Genomic DNA, 19,826 nt, shown 5'->3' on the forward strand with positions numbered 1-19,826 from the left:
ATGAATATAAGCTATCACATCACTGCAATACTGTTGACCCTGTCAGCATCTGCTATGTCGCAAAGCAAACCCACTACAAACCACAAAAAGGGAAAAATGATTTGGGCTGAGGAGTTCAACTACAAGGGTCTTCCTGATCCTGCCAAATGGGGGTATGAAGAAGGCTTTGTTAGAAATAATGAAAAACAGTATTATGCTGCTGCTAGACTGGAAAACAGCTATGTAAAAGGGGGCAACCTTGTGATTGAATCGATGAAAGAGCAGTACAAAGCCGCAAATTATACTTCAGCAAGTATCAATACGCTCGGTAAGCAAAGCTTTGCTGGCGACATTCGTGTCGAGGTGAGGGCCAAGCTGCCTTCAGGCAAGGGGATCTGGCCTGCAATATGGATGATGGGTGACAACGTAAATCAAATAGGCTGGCCTAAATGCGCCGAATTTGATATTATGGAATTTGTAGGCCACACACCTGATGTTATTCACGCAAATATCCACTGGTTTGACACCCCAAGCGGGAAGAAGCTTTCTAAAGGAGGGCAGACTAAAAGGACAGACCTCAACAAGACCTTTCACCTCTACGGTCTGGAGCGTAAAGGGGATAGCATTAGCATTTTTTTAGACGATGAGCATTATTTTACCCTTAAGGCAGATTCTGGTGTTTACAAAGACTCCTTTAATAGTCCCTTATACCTACTCCTCAATACCGCCATCGGTGGTGACTGGGGAGGCGAAATCGATGAGTCGATTTTTCCTCAAAAGTATTATATAGACTACGTTAGAGTATATAAATTGGAATAGGAGCTTACCTGTCTGACGGACGGCGGGCTCTTCTTTTCTGTCTTTCTGCCTTACGCTTGTCCCTGTCTGTTTTGATCTTTTCAAAGCTGGCTATTTTCTTACGGATTTCTTCTTCTTTTTTATCAGTGATCCCAACGCTATACCTGATCCCCTGGAAGAGTGTTTTCCAGACAAAATTAAAGAAGGAAGCGGTTTTTACCCGCTGATGATTTATGGGGGCGGGGATCAATACCCCCGTTGCATTTGGATTATCTGAATTGATCACCATGGCATTGGCCAGAATAGACATCAGGCCTTTCCTTACCAGACGGTCTCCGTTCTTTTCCCGTTTGAGCAGGGCTACCGAAAGATCATTGAATGCAAATTTAACATAACCTTTCGCCTTGTCTTCATTGGCGGTGATGTCAAATTCCAGCTGCTTTACTTCACCCCGCTTAACGAGAATCATACCAAGAGGTCTCGTTATCTGGTTTAGCGCATCGCCATCCATTTCCCCAAGCTTACCAGAATAGGAAAAAGCCCCGTCTTTGGCATCAAGATCAAACTTAAATCTGACATCCAACTTTCCTTTGCCCATCATATAGGTGCTGAGGTTTACAAACATATAAGGATTGCGGGCTTTGACATTTTCTGCATTGGTAATATTGGTCACTGTTCCTGAAGTCTTTTCAAAAGTGATCCTGCCTTTCTGCCTGCTGTCGCGGTCAAACTCTTCATAGCTCACATCGATATTGTTCAGATTTACCTGCTTTACGGTAAGCTGGGCCTGTAACTGCTGCATTAGCTGATGCGGAAATTTTCCCGTTTTATCAGCCGTTATCTTTGGTAGTTCGTTGTTGTTGAAAACGCTGATAGCACCGTTTGTGATGGTCATTGCAGTGGCATATAACTCCTGTCGGCGGATATACAATGGCAAATTAATACCTTCCAGGCTTATGTCGCTCATTTGAATATTAAACCGGTCTTTTGCAAAGCCGACAACTTTTCCAAAGGTCATTTCATCGTAGCGCGGAACGACATTCAAACTTTTTATATTTAGTTTTCCTGTTGAGGCTCTAAAATCAAAGTGACTTATATTGATGTGGTAAAGACTATCTGACGTAGCGTAAGTATAATCGTTGAGGTTAATGATGATGTCCTTGAGCAGATAAAGCCTGTTTTCATCCCTGGCAGACGTTTTGCTTATCAGCCAGTCTTTTAAAGTAATGTTTAGGTTTCTTACAGAATCGGTTTCAGGTACAGTTAGATTATTATTGACATACTTAAAGCTGATGTTTTTAAAATCTATGGTTTTTACCCTAAGTTCCCTCAGGTATTTTGAAATATACTCATAGGGCTCTTTATCTGAATAGGCGCTTTTGCTTTCGTTAAAGTCCAGGCGCCTGTTGACCATCTTAATTTCCGGATTGTCAAAGAGCAGCAGATCGATATTCAATTTTTTATGTCTGAATATCCTGAACGGGTGAAAGTGTTTGATATGCAATTCTTTTAATTCGATATAGTAGAGGTTGTTTGGCGCCTTTTTCTCCACTATAAGTTTTTTGAATACATTCGTATCCGGAGTGATCTTAACGTTTGTAAGCGAAGCGGCACCTGTAAAAAAATTGGTGGTTACATCAGAGAATTCAATGTGGTACAAGCTGTCAGTAGCATCAAGTACCAGTTCCCTCACCTGCGCTTTTATAGTTGGTTTAACCTTCCTGTTTAATTGTCTGGAGGCGATAGTCATTAATACAATAAGAAAAAGCAAGGCAACTCCGACCCATTTAAGTGTTTTGTAGTTCCTACTTACCTTTTTTATCATTGGCCTCCCCTGGTTTATTGGTAATATACAATATTATTGCCGGTCTTTTTCCTGTTTTGCTTTTTCTGCATCACGTTTTTTCTGTTCCTGGAGTTTCTCTTTTTCCTGCTGCTCCTTTCGGTCTTTACGCTCTTCTCTGCGTTTCTCTCTTTTTTCTTTTCGGTCCAGTTTCTTGTCATTGATTTTTTCAAGGGCCTGCTCAGGTGTTTTTACCGGAACAACTCCCAAACCAATGATCTCGCGCATGCCGATAAACACACTTTTCCACAATAAATTAAAGAAAGAAGCAGATGGCGTTCTTTGAAAGGTAAGATTTGCTGTCCGGGGCGGGTCATCTTTGGTTGGGTTGGAATTCTTGATCAGCAGGGTGTTGGCCAGAAAAGATAAAAAGCCTTTTTTCTTAGGTGCATTGCCCTGATCATCCTCTTTGAGTAATTTCACTTTCAAATCTTTGTATAGAAAACGCACGGTTCCTGAAGATCCTTGGAGATTGGCTTTGATGTCAAACGCAGTCTTTTGCATTTGCCCGCTTTCAATCTCCACCAGACCCATATTGGTACCCACGGTATTCAATACTTTCATGTTCATAGGGGCTACCTCTCCATTAAAACGGAAGGCGCCATTTTTATCTGTCAGGTTAAAGTTTATCCTGATGTCTATCCGGCTGGTCTTCATCACCATTGCATTCAGTTGGGCTACAGCATGATTGTTTTTAATGAGTTGTGTGGAGTCATTGGTGACATTAAGGATGTTGCCGTTCAGGTTTTCAAAGTAGATGGTTCCCCTTCTCATGCTGATTGGGTTATATTCCGTATAGGCCACATCTATATTCTTTAATTTTATAGTGTCTATAATAGCCTGAATGGGCAATTTTTTTAATGCCAGGTGCGGAAAGTTTCTACCTTTATCGAGGTTTGGTTGCGGGGGCAATTCCCTGTTCACAAATATGCCTGCCTTTGCCGGCCCAATCTTCAAAGACTTTGCGTGCAGATCACCGCTGTTATTCAGCTTGATAAAATCTACCCCGCTAAAAATGATCTTGTCAAAATCAAGGTCATACCTGTCTTTGCCATATTTGTATTTGCGGGTAAAGGTAAGGTCGGGAAGCATGGGAATCATTTTGAAGCCGCTAACAGTAATGGATTTGTTAATGGCAGAGCCATAGATAGTATCGACCTTTATCGTGTACATTTTATCTTTTCCCAGCGACTTATAGTCAATTAGTTCAAAACCAATGTCTTTGGTGTAGTAAAATCTGGTAGTGTCAAACTGGGCCATTGAATCAATCAGCAGGTCACTAACATTTATGCTGAGGTGCTTTACAGAATTTAGCGGTTTTGAGGTAGCGCCATTGATGTAATCAAGATTAGCATCGATAATTTTAATCTGCTTTACATGAATAGATTTTAGGATTTTGGAGATCTGTTCATACAAACTCCGCTCATCCTTAACCGTATCTGGTCTTTTAGGAACTTTATTGTGGATGATATTGATGGAGGGCTTGTGAAGTATGATAGAATTCATCTCTATTTCCTTTTTGAAATAAGCCCTGAGTACAGCTACACGGCTCAATTGGAGCCTGGCTAGTTTAACCTGAAATAGGTGAACTGGTGCCAGTTTAAGTTGCCTTAGTTCATTAAAAACCGCTGTATCCGGCATCAGCGAAACACTGTCCATGGTGGCGCTTCCGGTAACCAGATTAATGCTTATGTCTTTAAAATTGATCCTGTATAGCCCGTGAGAGCCATTGTAAACAGCTTCCTTTACCTTATCTGTAAGTATGGGCTTCCATTTTGCGCTGAAATATAAAGCCACACCGGCCACCAAAAGGATCAGCACCCCCAGAATGCCACCCACCCATTTTAGTATAGTGTATTTTCCTGTTTTTTTCTTTGCCATAAGAATTGAATATGCTTATCATATGCAATATCAAGGCCACAAAATCAGGTCTACAGCTCTTTGGCCCTGTACCTGCGTACATCGACGTCATTTACAGAGAAGTAACCCTGCGCATTTCCCGAGATGTTCCCGCGTACATTGACCGGGACACTTGAAAATAATCCGCTCCAGTCGGTTTCCATAAATACAGAATAGAGGTACCTGGCATAGCTTTCTGAAAGTGAAATTTTGTAGAGCCATACAAAGTCATCTGCGCCAAGTACGAAATCTCTTTTAAGATTGTTAAGTGGATAAAGGGAATTTGGCGAGCCCAGAAGGTGCGTATAGCTGTAATATTTGGTCTGGTCAAATTTGGCAGGGTTCCACAACGGAATCGACATGTAAGAAATAAACCATTTATTTGGATTCAAGTATCCAAAAGTATGTTTAGGGATAGTTCCTTCAATCACCTTATCAGATAGTGCATGAGTAGATAGCGGTAAAAAGTCGTCCACGATATTTACTACCTGCCTGAGTGTATCAATGGCAAAATAGGTTTTATCATTGTATTTTACAGTAAGTTTGTAAGCCTTATTATAATTGGGATCGTTTCTGTTTAGCCCCTGGTACACACCGGCCTCAGTCTCTTTAAAAACTATGTCAAACTTGCTGTCGTTAACTATTACTGTCGCATTTCTTATGGGCTCAGGAGCTAAACCGGGATGAACGGAAGGTTTAGTAAGACGAATATATTGCCAGGGTATGAGGGTATTTATGCCACCCTCCACCGCGAGGTCATAGACTTGCTGCGGCTTATTGAACATGTCTTTTTCAAATGGGTTTTTCTGGCAGCCGCTCCATAAAAGCACCTGCAAAAGCAATACCCAAAAAAGATTTATACTATTACGCATATCACAATTTAAAACTATAAGCTACCCAAGGATAAAAGCCAAACCCATATTCTACACTACTTCTTTTGTTTTCATCGGGAGACGAATTCAGGTGGTAATATAAGGGGTTTTTACGATTATAAAGGTTATATACCCCCGCTGAAATAATATGCGACAGACTTCTTTTTCCAGAAACCCTGGTTTGCAACCGGTATTGTGCCGAAAAGTCAAGCCTGCTGAAGTCAGGAAATCTCGAGGTATTTCTTCCTTCAAAGATCGGTACGTTCAAGCCGTCATGCTGGTAATACCCGACAGGCAGTGTGAGTGGCCTGCCGGTAGCATAGGTAAAAAACGACTGAAAGGAAAGCTTGCTGTTCACATCGAACTTGGCCATCAGCTTTAGCTCATGGGGGATGTCATAATTCGCTACAAACCGGTTTCCAAAATTCAGGTCGGCAATCTTGCGAAATACCCTTGAATAACTGTAGGCCAGACTTCCTACAAATCTGCCTGCTATTTTGTTTGCCTCCATTTCTATTCCATAGGCATTAGATTTTCCGGCCCTTAGCTGGCTCCTTACAAATGGGTTCCTGATGATTTGTACATGATCCATCAGATCGAGCTGGTTGTTGAGTTTCTTATAGTAGGCATTTGCCAGGAAATTATAATTATCCGGTGCATAGCGGTAGCCGAGAGAAAAATGATCCGAACGCTGCGGCTTTATATTTACAGAGGCAGGTATCCAGGGTTCCAATGAAGAAAAAGCCAGTGTGCTGTTTTGTATGAGCTGCAGGTACTGGTAGTTTCGGTTGTAAGTAATGAACAAACGCTGGTTGACGGTGGGTAGGTAGCTAATATTAATCCTTGGTTCAGGCTTTACAAAAATCCTGATCTCATCATGTTTCAGCAGATTTCCGTTTTCATCAAAAAGATTGCGTTTTTCTTCTGCATTTCTGAAATAACCCAGGCGCAGGCCATAGTTCAGTTCAAATGATTTGTTTAATTCAATCTGCTGAGAATAATAAATAGCCGATTCAATAGATTTATCTCTGGAGATGTTAAATTCAAAATCGTTTTGTCCGAACATTTCCCCGGGAATAAACCGGTGATAAATTGTAGACACGCCAAACTTGATCTGATTGAAAGGATTGCGATAGTAGGTGTAATCGGCCTTAAAGGTAAGGTCTTTTACCCCTGTGTTCCATTGGCTTTTTTGCGAAAGGGTATCTGCATTGAGGTCCAGCTGATTGCTGTAATTGCTGTAGATGGCTGAGAAATTTAAGAATACCCGCGAATTGAAAATATGGTTCCAGCGCAAGGTAGAAGTTAAGTTTCCCCAGTTATTGGTATAGGAATTTTCAGACAGCAGGTTGTCCTTCCCTATGTAGACCGAATAAAATACACTGTTGTCCTTATCCAGTTTATAGTTGGCCTTTGCATTGATGTCATAATACACAGAACTTGGGTTGAACAGTTTGAACCGGTTTTGAAATACATCCAGCAGACTTCTTCTGTACGCCAGGATAAACGATCCTTTATCCTTGATAATGGGGCCTTCTGCAGCAATCCTTGCCGACATTAAATTGATTCCGCCGTTGATATGGTATTCTTTACTGTTGCCCTCTGCCATACGGTTTACAATTACGGACGAAAGCCTGCCCCCAAAATTGGCAGGCATGTAATCACGGTATACCTGCAAGTTGTTTACCGCATCTGAATTAAATACAGAAACCAAGCCGTACAGGTGTGAGGGATTGTAGACCACAGCTTCATCCAGCAGGATGAGGTTCTGATCTGAATTCCCCCCTCTTACAAACAATCCGGAGCTGCCTTCGGTAATGGCTTTAATGCCGTTCTGCATCTGCAGGCGTTTCAGCACATCCGTTTCTCCTGCATAATAGGCTGCATTGTTCAGCTGTTTAACGGTGAAGTTCTGCTCATTCAGCAATATAGGGTTTGGTGTAACCCGCGACGGCTGGATCACTACTTCCTCCAGGTTGCGTGATTGGATAGAAAGCTCTATCTCTTCTTGCACGTCGTTGGACAAATGAATATATTTCTGTTGTGTTTCGTACCCAGTATGCGAGATGTACAGCTGGTAGTTTCCTTCAGGAACAGATATTGAGTAAAACCCATATTGATTGGTAGTAACACCTGCTTCCAGTCCGGGAATTTGTACTGTAGCCCCGATCAGTTCCTCTCCATTCGTCTTGTCCCTGACGTGGCCGTGTATGGTCCATCTTCTGGCTTCTACAGGTACGATAACTATGTCGTTGCCGACCAGGGAGAAGTCAAGGTTATTTGGCGACAATAGCTGCCGCAATATCTGCTGCAGTGGTACCTGGACAAATCTGGAAGCCAGTACCTTTTTTGATCGAAGTTTGTCAGGATTAAAAGCAAAGCTTACACCGGTTCTTTTCTCCAGGGTAAGTAGTGTTCTGATCAGAGAATCGCCGGGAAGGCTGATGGTAACCTGTCGTTTAAGCGGATCGGTTTGCTGTGCAGATAAACTGCCGCAATAAATAAATGAAAATACAAGTAATAAAAAAAACAGTTTTTTAATCGCCCGATAAGACATAAGTGTTATTCTCCTTGGTTACCTTACATTGTAAAGATGCAGAAATTACTGCAAGGACACTATCTAAAGTTTGATAATGCAGCCTGGCAGTTAGTTTTCTGTTCTTCAATGCGGCTCCTTTAATCTCCAAGGGCATTTTATATACTTTTTCCAATTGTCCGGCTACCTGTTCAAAAGGCACTTCCTGAAATATGAAATGTTTGTCCATCCATGCTTTGTAGTTGACGTCCGGATTGCTGGTACTGCTCAGCGCTTTGGTATTTATGTCATAAACCCCTAATTTGCCTGCGGTCAGTAATACTTGTTCTGATTTGCCAGCATGCTCCAGCGCTACTTTCCCCTCTTCCACAATGACCGATATTTTGCGGTCATTTCTGCTCACATTAAAACTTGTGCCGATATCTGCAGCCTGTACCTCACCCAGGTCTATCCTAAACTGAGGACCATCATGGTTTATCACCTTTACAAATACCTCTCCCTGCAGCAGGATCAGGTTTCTGTTGGCCATGAAATTATCTTTGTTATACTTTATGCTAGTGCCAGTGTTGAGACTTACGATCGTTCCATCGGGTAGTACCACTTTTGAAACCGCTGCGCTGGCTTCTGTAGTAAGAGTTATGTACTTGTCTGCAAGGGTAAAATAGTACCCAACAGATAAGGTAAGCAGTACAGCAGCAGCTATTTTGTACCATAAAAATCTGGCTGGCTGTTTTATTTTCTGGTCGAGAGATTCCCATGATTCCTCTACATCATAACCCTCCCGGCTATAAAGCTTGTCCATATTTAGCTGTACACTCAGAAAATCCTGATAGATCTTTTCATTAGCCCTGCTTTCCATTCTCCATTTATCAAGTATCAGCTTGTTTTCAGGCAGAATAGTTCCCTCCAGTTCATCTATGATGTAGGAGTAAACTTCTTCGGTGGTTTCAAATTGTTCCATGTCAGCCATTTTAGCGTATGATAAGGTTTAAGAGCATTAATAAAATACTGATGACCTGTTTTCGTTTTTCGAGATGTTCCCTTAATTTCTGAAAGCCGTAGGTCAGGTGATTTTTCACTGTTTTTATGGAAATATTCATCTGGTCGGCTATTTCCTGTTGTTTTAATTTTCCGAAGCGGCTCAAGTACATCACCTGCCGGCATTTTTCGGGCAATAACTTCAGCGCCTCTTCCAGTCTGTTCAGCAGTTCCTCCTCAGCATGCCCTTCATGGTCCTCATCAGTGCTTTCATCCTGCACTTTCATATATACCAGCTGCTTTTCTGCATTCGACTTCTCTTTTTTGATGAAGTTGAGCGATGAGTTTACCACTGCTTTAAATAGATAACTTTTCATTGACTGCTGAACATTTAATTGGTCTGCCTTATTCCATATTGTTATAAATACATCATGTACTATTTCTTCTGCAGTTTGCGCCTGGCCTGTATATCTGTGGGCGATTGCAAATAACTGCTTATAATATTTTTTATAGAATACCTCAAATAACCGCTTATTTCGCTGTTTTATTGCTGTTATCAGCTCTATATCCTCCTCCGTCAATTGTATTTGCTTTCTGTCCATTCCGTTGCTGCCCTTATTTTTGTTTTAATGTAAGGACTCCTGATATTTCAGGAGACATTAAAATGGTACTAACGGCAACAAACCATTGTCCTTTCAGTAAATTACGTTCCTGCAAGGGGCTCAACTTCAGTGCGCCCGTCAGAGGTCCGGCAGGAGTACTTTCAGTATCCTTTCTGTATAATTCTTTTATCAAAGAGCCCGCAGAGCCTTTAGGCCCGCTTCTTAACGCAATCACTTCAGGTATGCAGTTTTGATATTCAACTCCATACTTTAGTTCTTTAGTCTTCTCATCGTATGAGCCTTTTAATACGGCCGTTCCTTCTGAGTTGGTATTGGTTCCTTTTTTATCAATCCTGGCGGTTACTATATAAGTCCTTATCGGTGGTTTGATCTTTGCTTCATCCTGCATGGCTATTTCCTTCTTGCAGGAAACCATGCAAAACAGCATCAAAACAATGCCAATACCTGTTATTAACCGCTTATTTTTACCCTTACTCATTTTAGTGTTTTAACGCAGGGGCTAAAATACTAAATTCTAACATATTATAAGCCTGCTAGAAGGCGTTCATCACATCCACTATCTGTTCTATTTGCTGCCTGTTGTGGCAATATGAAACCGGCAGGCTCAATATAGTTTGATGAATGTTCTCTGATATGGGATAGGCCCCTTTTAGCCTGGTCTTTAATGCATTTTGATGGTGAGGAGGTACCGGATAGTGGATCTCCGTCCGTATGTTGTTTTTAAGCAAATGTTCTCTCAGTTTATCCCTTTGCGGATGCCTTATTGCGTAGATATGGTACACATCATGATAGTCCTGCTGTACCTGAGGCTTTATGAAATCGTCTTTAAGGCCCTCCTGATATAGCTGTGCCAATGCACGTTTATGTGTGTTTATTTCATCCAAATGGGCCAGTTTTACCGAAAGAAATCCGGCCTGGATCTCATCCAGTCTTGAGTTCATACCGATATAATTGTTGTGGTATTTTTCCTGACAGCCATAATTGCGCAGGGCCCTGATCTTTTCGTCCATTTCAGCCTTTTGCATCATTAATGCACCGCCATCGCCCAATGCACCCAGGTTTTTGGTAGGATAGAAGCTAAATGCACCAAAGTCACCAAAAGTTCCTGTCATTTTTCCTTTATAGCCCGCGCCGTGCGATTGAGCACAGTCTTCCACCACTTTAAGCTGATGGCGTGCTGCTATTGCCATGACAGGCTCCATATTGCAAGACTTTCCATAGAGGTGCACCACCAGGATTGCTTTTGTCAGGCTGGTAATCTGTTCTTCAATTTTATCAGGATCTATATTGTAAGTATGGAGGTCGGGTTCTACCAGCACCGGTACCAGGTCATTGTGATAGATGGCCAGGATGGTGGCGATATAGGTATTGGAGGGTACGATTACTTCGGCACCCTTCGGAAATTCAAAATATTTAAGTGCCAGTACCAGTGCGTCCAGACCGGAGGCCAGTCCTGCACAGTACCTGCTGCCGCAAAAGTGTGCAAACTCATCTTCAAATGCTTTTACCTTATTGCCCAGAATGAACCATCCCTTATCCAGGCTATCCGAAAAACTTTCCCGGTAGCGCTCCATAAATGGCTGGTTCAGCAAATAAAGGTCTTCGTATGCTATCATACCTTTTCGTAAGCGGCTAACAGGCTCTCAAATGTATATGGAACATATATATAATCATTCGGTTCAAAATATTCGGATGCCAGCACCATCAGTATTGCATCTTCACTAAAGCTATGCATGTAATGCCAGTCTTCCGGCTCTATGATCAAGCATTTATCAGGGGTATCCAGCGCAAAAGAGGATTCAGCACTGCCGTTATTGTTATGGATAATGCAATGCCCGCGGATGCAGATAGCGGCCTGTATTGTTTTATGATGACGGTGCCCTCCACGCTGCGAATTATCGACCCCATAGATGTAAAATATCCTTTTAATATCAAAAGGAATTACACGTTCAATCACCGTAAGATTTCCGCGGTCGTCCGTAAATGTTTTTAAATTAATTAAGGAAGCCATAGCTCAATGCAGTTTTGGTATATACATTTTTATAATAACCTCTTAAAAAGAACAGGATATAACGCCCGGCTGTTTTACGTACCCATTGGATGTCGTTGGTGACTTCATGGGTTACAATACCTTTGTTAAAAGCACCAATTGCTCTTTCCGCAATAGAGAGCGCATTGATATATGGCCTGTAAATGTTCTTTACGGGGTTTCTTTCTATTTTGTAGCAGGGATCAGAAAGGATATAGCTATTGTTTAGCGTATAGTGAAAGCCATGGTAGTGATAGAAAACCAAGTCAAACTTTTCTCCTGTTGATTTTTCAATGCCGGTAACCTGGTTATCAGTTTTGCTAAACTCATATTGCTGAACATTCCAGGGGGCAACGCCACCCCCCAGATGTTTCAGCACATGAACAGTACTAAATCTGCTATGCCAGTTATCCAAATATTTCTGATCTCCAAACTTTCCGTCTTCAAACCGGTTAAAACACCACGTCAGGCAGGCATCTATCCACCAGTTCAACACTTCCATGCCTTCTGTGGTGTTTTTGAAGGTCATGAACTGTACGCAATATGTTCCGCTGGTGGCCGATTGATCATAGCAGGGTGTATATCTGTGTTCGGTGATCAGCACAGATTTGGTCCCCATTTCTTCTATCAGGACTGTCGGATCTTTAAAGAAAAGTAAATCAGCATCTACATACGTGCAATGGTCTAGTTTGTAGGTGTCAAGGCAGTATTTTATAGACGATGAAGCACAGGTCCAGCAGTATTCGCCTGCAGTCCTGCCGGGTTTTACACTTTTCAGACTTTCATTCTCAAATTTATGCAGGCTTACCACAGTAGCATGCTTTAGGTAAAGCCTGTTGAGTAAATTAAGGCAGTGATCATCAAAAGCAAAGATGTAGAGATGAAAATCTGAGCTGTTTTTTTCAAGCGAGTGGTACATGGCCAATCCCCGCGATAAATAGGTCGAATTAAATAGGGTGCAAAAATTAAGCATGTATGGTTCGGTTAATCAGGTAAAATCCTTTGTCGGCTCCAGAAGGTTTATTGTCTATATACATTACCGCTTCCCCTTCTACGTAGGAGGAGAACTCAGCGGCTACTTTGTACATGCCGGAAAAATGGCTTAAAAAAAACTCTTCATGAAAAAACCAGGCAGGGTAGGATGCCGGATAAATTTCCGGTGGTACGATCTGCAGGGTCAGTCTGTCGAAGGACTGTTTATTAAAAGCAGTACGGTCAAATAAAATGAAATCAAAATTATACCCGGCCAGTTTTTCCAGAAATGGATGGGGTTGTTCAAGGTATTGCACAGAGCTGGAAAGTAATACGAAGTCTATTTCCTTTTCTGCCAGGCAGGCGTCAATAGAACGGTAAAATTTTAATGTATCATTTGCAAAGTTCGCGTTCCCGCTGGTTACATAGTGCTCTTGCTCTACTACATTGTAGCTGGCACACACATCGGGGGTTAAAATTTCTCTAAGCTGGTAATAAGTGCTCCCTAATGACCCGCCAAAATCCAATATGTTAAGCGGTTGTTTTTTCAGATTTCGGCTTAGCGAAAGATAAGCCATCAGCGGATATGGGTAAACTTTTTTATCGAAGAGCACAGAATCACGTTCATAAACCGCTTCTCCCAATTTTACTTTAAGCAGCGCATTGGTAGTTCTTTCCAGGATGACATTCGAATCATATCCAGCTGCTTTTTCACGCACTTTCTCCCAGGATGTATAATCTCCAAACCAGCCGTATCGGTTCTTTCTGCGCCTTGAAAATAATTGTTTTAACATATCTGGTGTGCGGTTCTTGCATACAAGACAACAGGATATTTAAAAAGTCCTATAGGAAGAGGGGAATTTGTTTAACTAACATTTATTAAAATAATTTGTTATTGCCTAGGATAACCAATTGCAACGCGATATGAACTTAGCCATGAAAAAAAGAACACTTACATTGATTTTTATCGGCAGCTGCCTGATGGTGCTGATATCCTGTTCAAAAAAAAAGAATGTGGTTATTGAGGAGCCAACTCCTTCTGGACCACCTGTAGAAAAAAATCCGGCTAATTCTAGTTACACCCCGGCTTTTATCGGGCAGACCCGCATTGCAGGGGTTACAACTGCAACAAAAATTCGCTCAGGCATAGTGACATCTTCGCTCACGGCACCCTGGGGAATCGCAGCCCTGCCAGACGGGCGGTTCCTGATAAATGAAAAGGCAGGCCGCATGCGCATCGTCACTGCTACCGGGACAGTTGGGGAACCCATTACAGGAATTCCAACAGTGAACGCTGCCGGGCAGGGCGGGTTATTGGGATTATGTTTAGACCCAGGTTTTGCGTCAAACCGTATGGTCTACTGGTCATTTTCCGAACCAGGTGCCGAGGGGAACCGAACAGCTATAGCAAAGGGCAGACTGGCTGATAATGAGCGTTCCATTGAGGGGGCTACTGTTATCTTCCGGTCAAATCCAGCCTATGCCGGGACGAACCATTACGGTGGCAGGGTAGTGTTTGATCATTCAGGTAATCTCTTCGCAAGCACAGGAGAGCGTTCAGACAACGTTACCCGTGTCCAAGCACAATCAGTAAGCGCTTCAATAGGTAAGATAATCAGAATTACAAAAGAGGGGCATGTTGTTCCAGGCAATCCATTTATTGGACAAGCAGGTGCACTTGCTGAACTATATTCCATTGGCCATAGAAATCCGCAGGGATTGGCTGTGCATCCTGTGACCGGAGAGATATGGCAAGCTGAACATGGCCCAAGAGGAGGCGATGAATTAAACCACATTCAAGCGGGTGCAAATTATGGATGGCCCACTATTACCTACGGACTGGAATATAGTGGCCAACCAGTTCTTACAGGAATCCAGCAAAGAGATGGAATGGCACAACCTGTTTACTATTGGGACCCGGTGGTGTCACCGAGCGGTATGACTTTTTACAGTAGTGACCGAATTCCGGAGTGGCGACACAACCTGTTTATAGGTGCTCTTAGCGGTATGCATATTGTTCGGCTGGTGATCGAAAACAATAAGGTTACCGGTGAGGAAAGATTGTTGGCAAGCGAAAAACAGCGTTTTAGAGACATTACCCAGGGCATCGATGGTGCGCTATATGTCATTACTGACCAGGGAAGATTGTATAAAATTGACAGAGAATAGTGTCGTAAAGCCCCCTTTCATATGACGCAATTGCCCATTTGCATTTCAGCGCATTAAATTTAAATTTGATAAACAAATTAAATCTAAGGCCATGAACCAAAACATCATCTGCTGGTTTGAAATCTATGTAAAGGATATCGAACGGGCAAAAAAATTCTACAATGCGGTATTAGGAACAGCATTCATAGACAGTCCGGCAATGGGTGACTCGCCTAGCGGCATGAAAATGTCCTTCTTCTCACCAATGGAAAACCAGGGGGTATCAGGCGCCCTAATTGAAATGGCTGGCACCAAAGAGGGAGATGGCCATTGTGTAAATACCATGGTCTATTTCCCTTGTCAGGATGCCAGTGTAGAAGAAAGCCGGATTACAGCTGCAGGAGGAATGGTGAGTAAGCCTAAATTCTCTATCGGTGAATATGGATTTTGCTCCATATGTGTAGATACAGAAGGAAATCCATTTGGCCTTTTTTCTATGGAGTAACATATCTCAGCCATATCTCCTTCGCATCTTGTTCGCAAAAAGTACCTGTTTTGCGCATCATTTGCGAACAAGATGCGAGAGAATTACGGATCTGCCCGAAGCTATATAGCGCAGAGGTCCGGTCTTCATTCCAAACAATTGCTTTTAACTCTGCCAATTTGTCATTTATAAATAAATTTTAGTATTTTTGAAGCCCGTAAAAAAGCTAAAACTTTATGATTGATTTACAGCTGACAGATAAGACACACGATGAAGCGCGACAAGGAGAGGCTCTGGTGATCGATGCACCTTTGGTGCGCGGTGGCCGTAAACTGTACATAGAAAGTTACGGTTGTCAGATGAATTTTGCTGATAGCGAGATTGTTGCCTCTATTTTACTAGACCAGGGGTTTGAGACTACCAGCGACTATAAAGAAGCTGATGTAGTGTTTATCAATACCTGCTCTATCCGGGAAAATGCAGAGCAAAGGGTTAGAAACCGCCTTTCTCAGTTTGGCGTAGAAAAACGCAGAAACCCGAACCTGATAGTTGGTGTACTGGGTTGCATGGCCGAGCGCCTCAAATCAAAATTTCTGGAAGAAGAAAAACTGGTAGATGTGGTAGTGGGTCCGGATGCTTACCGTGAACTGCCTCAATTACTGAGCGAGGTAGAAAGTGGACATAAAGCAATTAATGTACTGCTTTCCAGAGAAGAGACCTATGCCGACATCAGTCCTGTCAGGTTAAACGGTAACGGGATCACTGCTTTCATTTCAATCATGCGCGGATGTGATAACATGTGCTCGTTTTGCGTAGTGCCTTTTACAAGAGGTCGCGAGCGCAGCCGCGATCCGCATTCGATATTGGCTGAGGCAAGGGATTTGTTCGACAGGGGATACCGTGAGGTGACCCTGTTGGGTCAGAATGTAGATTCCTATCAATGGAATCAGCCTAAGGCAGATCAGGTAAAAAATGACGACCTTACCGATGACATCAATACGCTGACGGGTGATGCTTTACTAGATGCGTTGAGCAAAGAAAGCGAATTGCCGGCTCACCGCTTAAAAGCAGGGCTGGGTAATGCAGATGTAAACTTCGCACAGTTACTGTCCGGCGTAGCGGAGATCAGTTCGGAGCTAAGGATCCGTTTTTCTACTTCTCATCCCAAAGACATTACTGATGAAGTACTTTATACCATCAAAAAATACGATAACATTTGCAATTATATTCACCTGCCAGTACAATCCGGTAATTCAAGGATACTAGCATTAATGAACCGTACGTATACCCGCGAGTGGTATATGAACAGGATTGACGCGATTCGCCAGATCATTCCGGGCTGCGCCATCTCAGCGGACATCATTGCAGGGTTCTGTACAGAGACGGAGGAAGAGCATCAGGATACGCTTAGCATCATGCATTATGCACGTTACAATTTTGCGTATACTTTTTCTTATTCCGAACGTCCGGGTACACTGGCCGCACGTAAGTATAAAGACGATGTGCCGGAGGATGTAAAAGCCCGCAGACTGGCAGAAATCTTTAAAAAACAACAGGAAGATTCTTTGGCTTGTCTGGAAGAGTTTGTTGGCAAAACAGTTAAGGTGCTGATAGAAGGGTTTTCTAAAAAATCTGATAAGGAATACCGGGGGCGTAATGATGAAAATGCAATGGTGGTATTCCCTGTTACAGATAAAGTAAAACCAGGAGAGTATGCTAGTGTTTACATAGAACGTTGTACATCTGCTACTTTGATAGGAAGGGTTGTTGAATAAACTTGCAGTTCTTTAGGCTCATCACGAGCGAATTAAAAAGATAAGTATTATTGATTTCATTAATTGATGGATATACAAGAGATAAAAAACCGTTTTGGGATCATTGGCGCTTCGCCATTGTTAAACCGGGCGATAGATATAGCCCGACAAGTCGCGCCGACTGATATGTCTGTGTTGATAACTGGCGAAAGTGGCAGTGGTAAGGAAGTTTTTTCACACATCATACACCAGATGAGTACACGCAAGCACGGTGCTTTTATTGCGGTCAACTGTGGTGCGATACCGGAAGGAACTATTGACTCAGAATTGTTCGGGCATGAGAAGGGATCGTTTACTGGTGCCCATGAAGCACGTAAAGGTTATTTTGAAGTAGCAAATGGTGGTACCATCTTTCTGGATGAAGTGGCAGAGCTTCCGATTGGAACCCAGGCAAGGTTGTTAAGGATACTGGAAAGCGGGGAGTACCTGAGGGTGGGTTCGTCGAAAGTCCAGAAAACAGATGTGCGGATCATTGCGGCTACTAATGTGGATGTATACAACAGGGTTAAATCGGGCAAGTTTCGTGAAGATCTGTACTACAGGCTGAATACCGTGCCTTTAAGGATTCCTGCACTGCATGAGCGCAAAGAAGATATCTACTTGCTGTTTAGGAAATTTTCTGCTGATTTTAGCGATAAATACCGCAGCCCGGGCATAGCACTTGAACCGGATGCTGTACAGATCCTGAGCAATTATAGTTGGCCGGGAAATGTGAGACAGTTGAAAAATATTGCAGAGCAAATCTGTGTTTTAGAGAAAGACAGGAACGTCACTGCGGCGGCATTGCTTAATTACATTCCAAACGAGAGCGCCACCAATTTGCCAATGGCTATCAATGGCAATAAAGAAGACTACACCGAAAGGGACATCCTGTATAAAGTACTTTTTGATATGAAAAAGGACATGATGGAGCTGAAGAAGCTGGTGGCTGAAATCATTCAGAGTGGTGGCAATACCGCGCATGTGATGGCCGATAATACACACTACATCAACCAGCTTTACCAGGAAGTCGATCAGACGATAGGTGGTGAACCTACACTGACCATCAAGAAGCCAATTCAGAACAATCCGGGCGAGTACAATTATTCGCATCAGGATGTTGAGGAGGTGGAGGAATCGCTGTCACTGATCGACAAGGAGTCTGACCTGATAAAAAAGGCGCTTAAGAAGCACAAGGGCAAGCGTAAATTTGCAGCGCAGGAACTGGGGATCTCGGAGCGTACGCTATATAGAAAGATTAAAGAACTTAATTTAAATTAAGATGAAGAAACTAATAAATGTGCTGGTATGTGTACTTATATTGAGCGGATGTAAGATTAGCCTGGACGGGGCTTCCACCGGAACTATGAAAACAGTAAACGTATTGGTATTTGAAAACAATGCCCCGCTTGTGGTGGCTTCATTGAGTTCCCAGTTTACAGAAGAATTGAAGACGAGGATCAGGAACCAGACCAAATTAAGCATAACGCCAAACGAACCGCATGCGGTGTTCTCTGGAAATATAACCGGATATGACATTACGCCTGTAGCGATACAGGACAACAAGCAGCCCACCGCAGGGGCCAACAGGCTGACCATAAGGATTCAGGTTAAATATGTAAACAACCTCAATCCAAAACTGAGTTTTGAAGAGTCGTTCGAGCGGTACAAAGATTTTAAACTGGTGGGAAGTCTTCAGTCGCTGGAGGGGCCGTTAATTAAGGATGTTACTGCTCAGCTTACTGAGGATATTTTTAACAGGGCCTTTGCGCAATGGTAAGCTAATTTATTAACTTAGCAACGTGGAGCAGGAAACAATGATCAAACAACAACTGGCGGCTTTAATTGCTGATCCCGGGAAGGTAAGTCCGGAAGACGCGCCAATGCTCAGGGATCTTGTACTGTTGTACCCATACTTTCAGCCCGCTCACCTGTTGCTGGCTAAGGCTACAGTAGGACAAGCTGATGGCAATGAGCAGCTGACGACAGCAGTTTTGTATACTAGCGGGGCTTTGCTGCATAACCTGCTGCATACGCCGGAGGACTTGCTGGATGCTGAATTTAATGTAGTCAGTTATCCTTCGTACGGGAATGATGCAGGCGAGCCTGAAGCACTGGATGAGGCCGTGATCGGTGAGGTGCAGTCTGAAAATTCAGAAATCCCTGATGAGGAGGAAGTATTTGAAGAGATCGGTGAAGTCGATGTTGCCGAATTCCGGAGCCCTATTCTTGAAAACATCGTAGCTACAGATTTCTTCGCTTTTCAGGATAACTTTCAAATAGAGGAGTACAGGGAGGGAGATGCGGTTGAAGAGGAGCCGGAACCGATACCAGAACCTGTGATCAGTAAGTATGATGATGATAAACTTCCTTATACCTTTTTGTGGTGGCTGGCAAAGACAAGAAAAGAGCACCAGCAGATCTTTCAGCCTTATGCCACACCTAGGCAGGAGCATGCCGGCAGCGAGTTAAAAAAGGGAAGTGCAAAAAGTTCTCCTGAACTGCAGCAGCAGTATGTAGAGCATATATTTCATATGCAAAGCGCTTTTGACGGAGCCGAACAGGAGTATTCACCTCTGGCATTTAAGAAAAACAGCAAGGGCAGTGAGATCATCGAGAGCTTTATTAAGAATGAGCCGCAGATCAGTCCGCCTAAGCCGGAAGCAATAAACAACGAGAATAAGGCCAGGAAGAGCGCAGAAGACCATAACGACCTGGTGTCTGAAACGCTGGCGAATATTTATATTGAGCAAATGCTTTATGATAAGGCAATAGAGACTTATGAAAAATTAAGTTTGAAGTTTCCAGAAAAAAGCCGTTACTTTGCCGACCTTATTCAATCTTTGGAAAAGAAAATTTAACAATATAACCG

At 42.8% G+C, this 19,826-nt stretch carries 18 protein-coding genes; 7 read left to right on the top strand and 11 right to left on the bottom strand.

The features are described 5' to 3' along the window. Positions 1-798, top strand: coding sequence for a glycoside hydrolase family 16 protein (locus tag EZ437_RS05180; protein ID WP_131593911.1), 798 nt, complete (start codon positions 1-3; stop codon positions 796-798). 4 nt (positions 799-802) lie between these two features. Here the strand turns inward: EZ437_RS05180 and EZ437_RS05185 are convergent, their stop codons facing one another. The 11 genes from EZ437_RS05185 to EZ437_RS05235 are packed head-to-tail and all read right to left on the bottom strand — an operon-like array spanning position 803 to position 13,323. After that, positions 803-2,602, bottom strand: a complete 1,800-nt coding sequence (locus EZ437_RS05185; protein ID WP_131593913.1) for a hypothetical protein — start codon at positions 2,600-2,602, stop codon at positions 803-805. A 33-nt stretch (positions 2,603-2,635) separates the two neighbouring features. Continuing rightward, positions 2,636-4,501, bottom strand: coding sequence for an AsmA family protein (locus EZ437_RS05190; RefSeq protein WP_205942643.1), 1,866 nt, complete (start codon positions 4,499-4,501; stop codon positions 2,636-2,638). Between the two features lie 50 nt (positions 4,502-4,551). Then, on the bottom strand, positions 4,552-5,391 hold the full coding sequence (locus EZ437_RS05195) for a DUF4249 domain-containing protein (protein ID WP_131593915.1): 840 nt from the start codon (positions 5,389-5,391) through the stop codon (positions 4,552-4,554). A 1-nt stretch (position 5,392) separates the two neighbouring features. Further along, positions 5,393-7,948 (bottom strand): TonB-dependent receptor domain-containing protein, encoded by a 2,556-nt coding sequence (locus EZ437_RS05200; protein ID WP_131593917.1) that lies wholly within the window; start codon positions 7,946-7,948, stop codon positions 5,393-5,395. Then, positions 7,929-8,888 carry a FecR family protein gene (locus EZ437_RS05205; RefSeq protein ID WP_165500345.1) on the bottom strand — a complete coding sequence of 320 codons (960 nt, stop codon included), beginning with the start codon at positions 8,886-8,888 and terminating at the stop codon, positions 7,929-7,931. Before EZ437_RS05205 ends, EZ437_RS05200 begins: the two co-directional genes overlap by 20 nt. Positions 8,889-8,898: 10 nt before the next feature. Continuing rightward, positions 8,899-9,507 carry an RNA polymerase sigma factor gene (locus tag EZ437_RS05210; RefSeq protein ID WP_131593921.1) on the bottom strand — a complete coding sequence of 203 codons (609 nt, stop codon included), beginning with the start codon at positions 9,505-9,507 and terminating at the stop codon, positions 8,899-8,901. 13 nt (positions 9,508-9,520) lie between these two features. Beyond that, complete coding sequence (locus tag EZ437_RS05215) at positions 9,521-10,006, bottom strand: CHRD domain-containing protein (RefSeq protein WP_131593923.1); 486 nt, start codon at positions 10,004-10,006, stop codon at positions 9,521-9,523. A gap of 55 nt (positions 10,007-10,061) precedes the next feature. Next, complete coding sequence (locus tag EZ437_RS05220) at positions 10,062-11,144, bottom strand: DegT/DnrJ/EryC1/StrS family aminotransferase (RefSeq protein WP_131593925.1); 1,083 nt, start codon at positions 11,142-11,144, stop codon at positions 10,062-10,064. Next, positions 11,141-11,539 (bottom strand): sugar 3,4-ketoisomerase, encoded by a 399-nt coding sequence (locus EZ437_RS05225; RefSeq protein WP_131593927.1) that lies wholly within the window; start codon positions 11,537-11,539, stop codon positions 11,141-11,143. Before EZ437_RS05225 ends, EZ437_RS05220 begins: the two co-directional genes overlap by 4 nt. Then, positions 11,523-12,530, bottom strand: coding sequence for a glycosyl transferase (locus EZ437_RS05230; protein WP_131593929.1), 1,008 nt, complete (start codon positions 12,528-12,530; stop codon positions 11,523-11,525). The genes EZ437_RS05225 and EZ437_RS05230 overlap by 17 nt, the downstream gene beginning before the upstream one ends. Next, a complete protein-coding gene (locus EZ437_RS05235) occupies positions 12,523-13,323 on the bottom strand; it encodes a methyltransferase, TIGR04325 family (RefSeq protein ID WP_131593931.1) in 801 nt (266 codons plus the stop codon). The genes EZ437_RS05230 and EZ437_RS05235 overlap by 8 nt, the downstream gene beginning before the upstream one ends. A 142-nt stretch (positions 13,324-13,465) precedes the next feature. Between EZ437_RS05235 and EZ437_RS05240 the strand changes: the two genes are divergently transcribed. The 6 genes from EZ437_RS05240 to EZ437_RS05265 all read left to right on the top strand — a co-directional run bounded on the left by EZ437_RS05240 (position 13,466) and on the right by EZ437_RS05265 (position 19,815). Further along, positions 13,466-14,698, top strand: a complete 1,233-nt coding sequence (locus EZ437_RS05240; protein WP_131593933.1) for a PQQ-dependent sugar dehydrogenase — start codon at positions 13,466-13,468, stop codon at positions 14,696-14,698. A 91-nt stretch (positions 14,699-14,789) separates the two neighbouring features. Next, complete coding sequence (locus EZ437_RS05245; RefSeq protein WP_131593935.1) at positions 14,790-15,182, top strand: VOC family protein; 393 nt, start codon at positions 14,790-14,792, stop codon at positions 15,180-15,182. Positions 15,183-15,397: 215 nt separating this feature from the next. Next, complete coding sequence (locus tag EZ437_RS05250) at positions 15,398-16,936, top strand: MiaB/RimO family radical SAM methylthiotransferase (protein WP_131593937.1); 1,539 nt, start codon at positions 15,398-15,400, stop codon at positions 16,934-16,936. 66 nt (positions 16,937-17,002) lie between these two features. After that, entirely contained in the window at positions 17,003-18,235 is a 1,233-nt protein-coding gene (locus EZ437_RS05255) for a sigma-54 interaction domain-containing protein (protein WP_131593939.1), read from the top strand. Between the two features lies 1 nt (position 18,236). Further along, a complete protein-coding gene (locus EZ437_RS05260; RefSeq protein ID WP_131593941.1) occupies positions 18,237-18,734 on the top strand; it encodes an LptE family protein in 498 nt (165 codons plus the stop codon). Between the two features lie 22 nt (positions 18,735-18,756). Further along, complete coding sequence (locus EZ437_RS05265) at positions 18,757-19,815, top strand: hypothetical protein (RefSeq protein WP_131593943.1); 1,059 nt, start codon at positions 18,757-18,759, stop codon at positions 19,813-19,815. Positions 19,816-19,826 lie beyond the last annotated feature (11 nt).

Source organism: Pedobacter psychroterrae (genome assembly GCF_004331695.1).
Classification (GTDB): Bacteria; Bacteroidota; Bacteroidia; order Sphingobacteriales; family Sphingobacteriaceae; genus Pedobacter; species Pedobacter psychroterrae.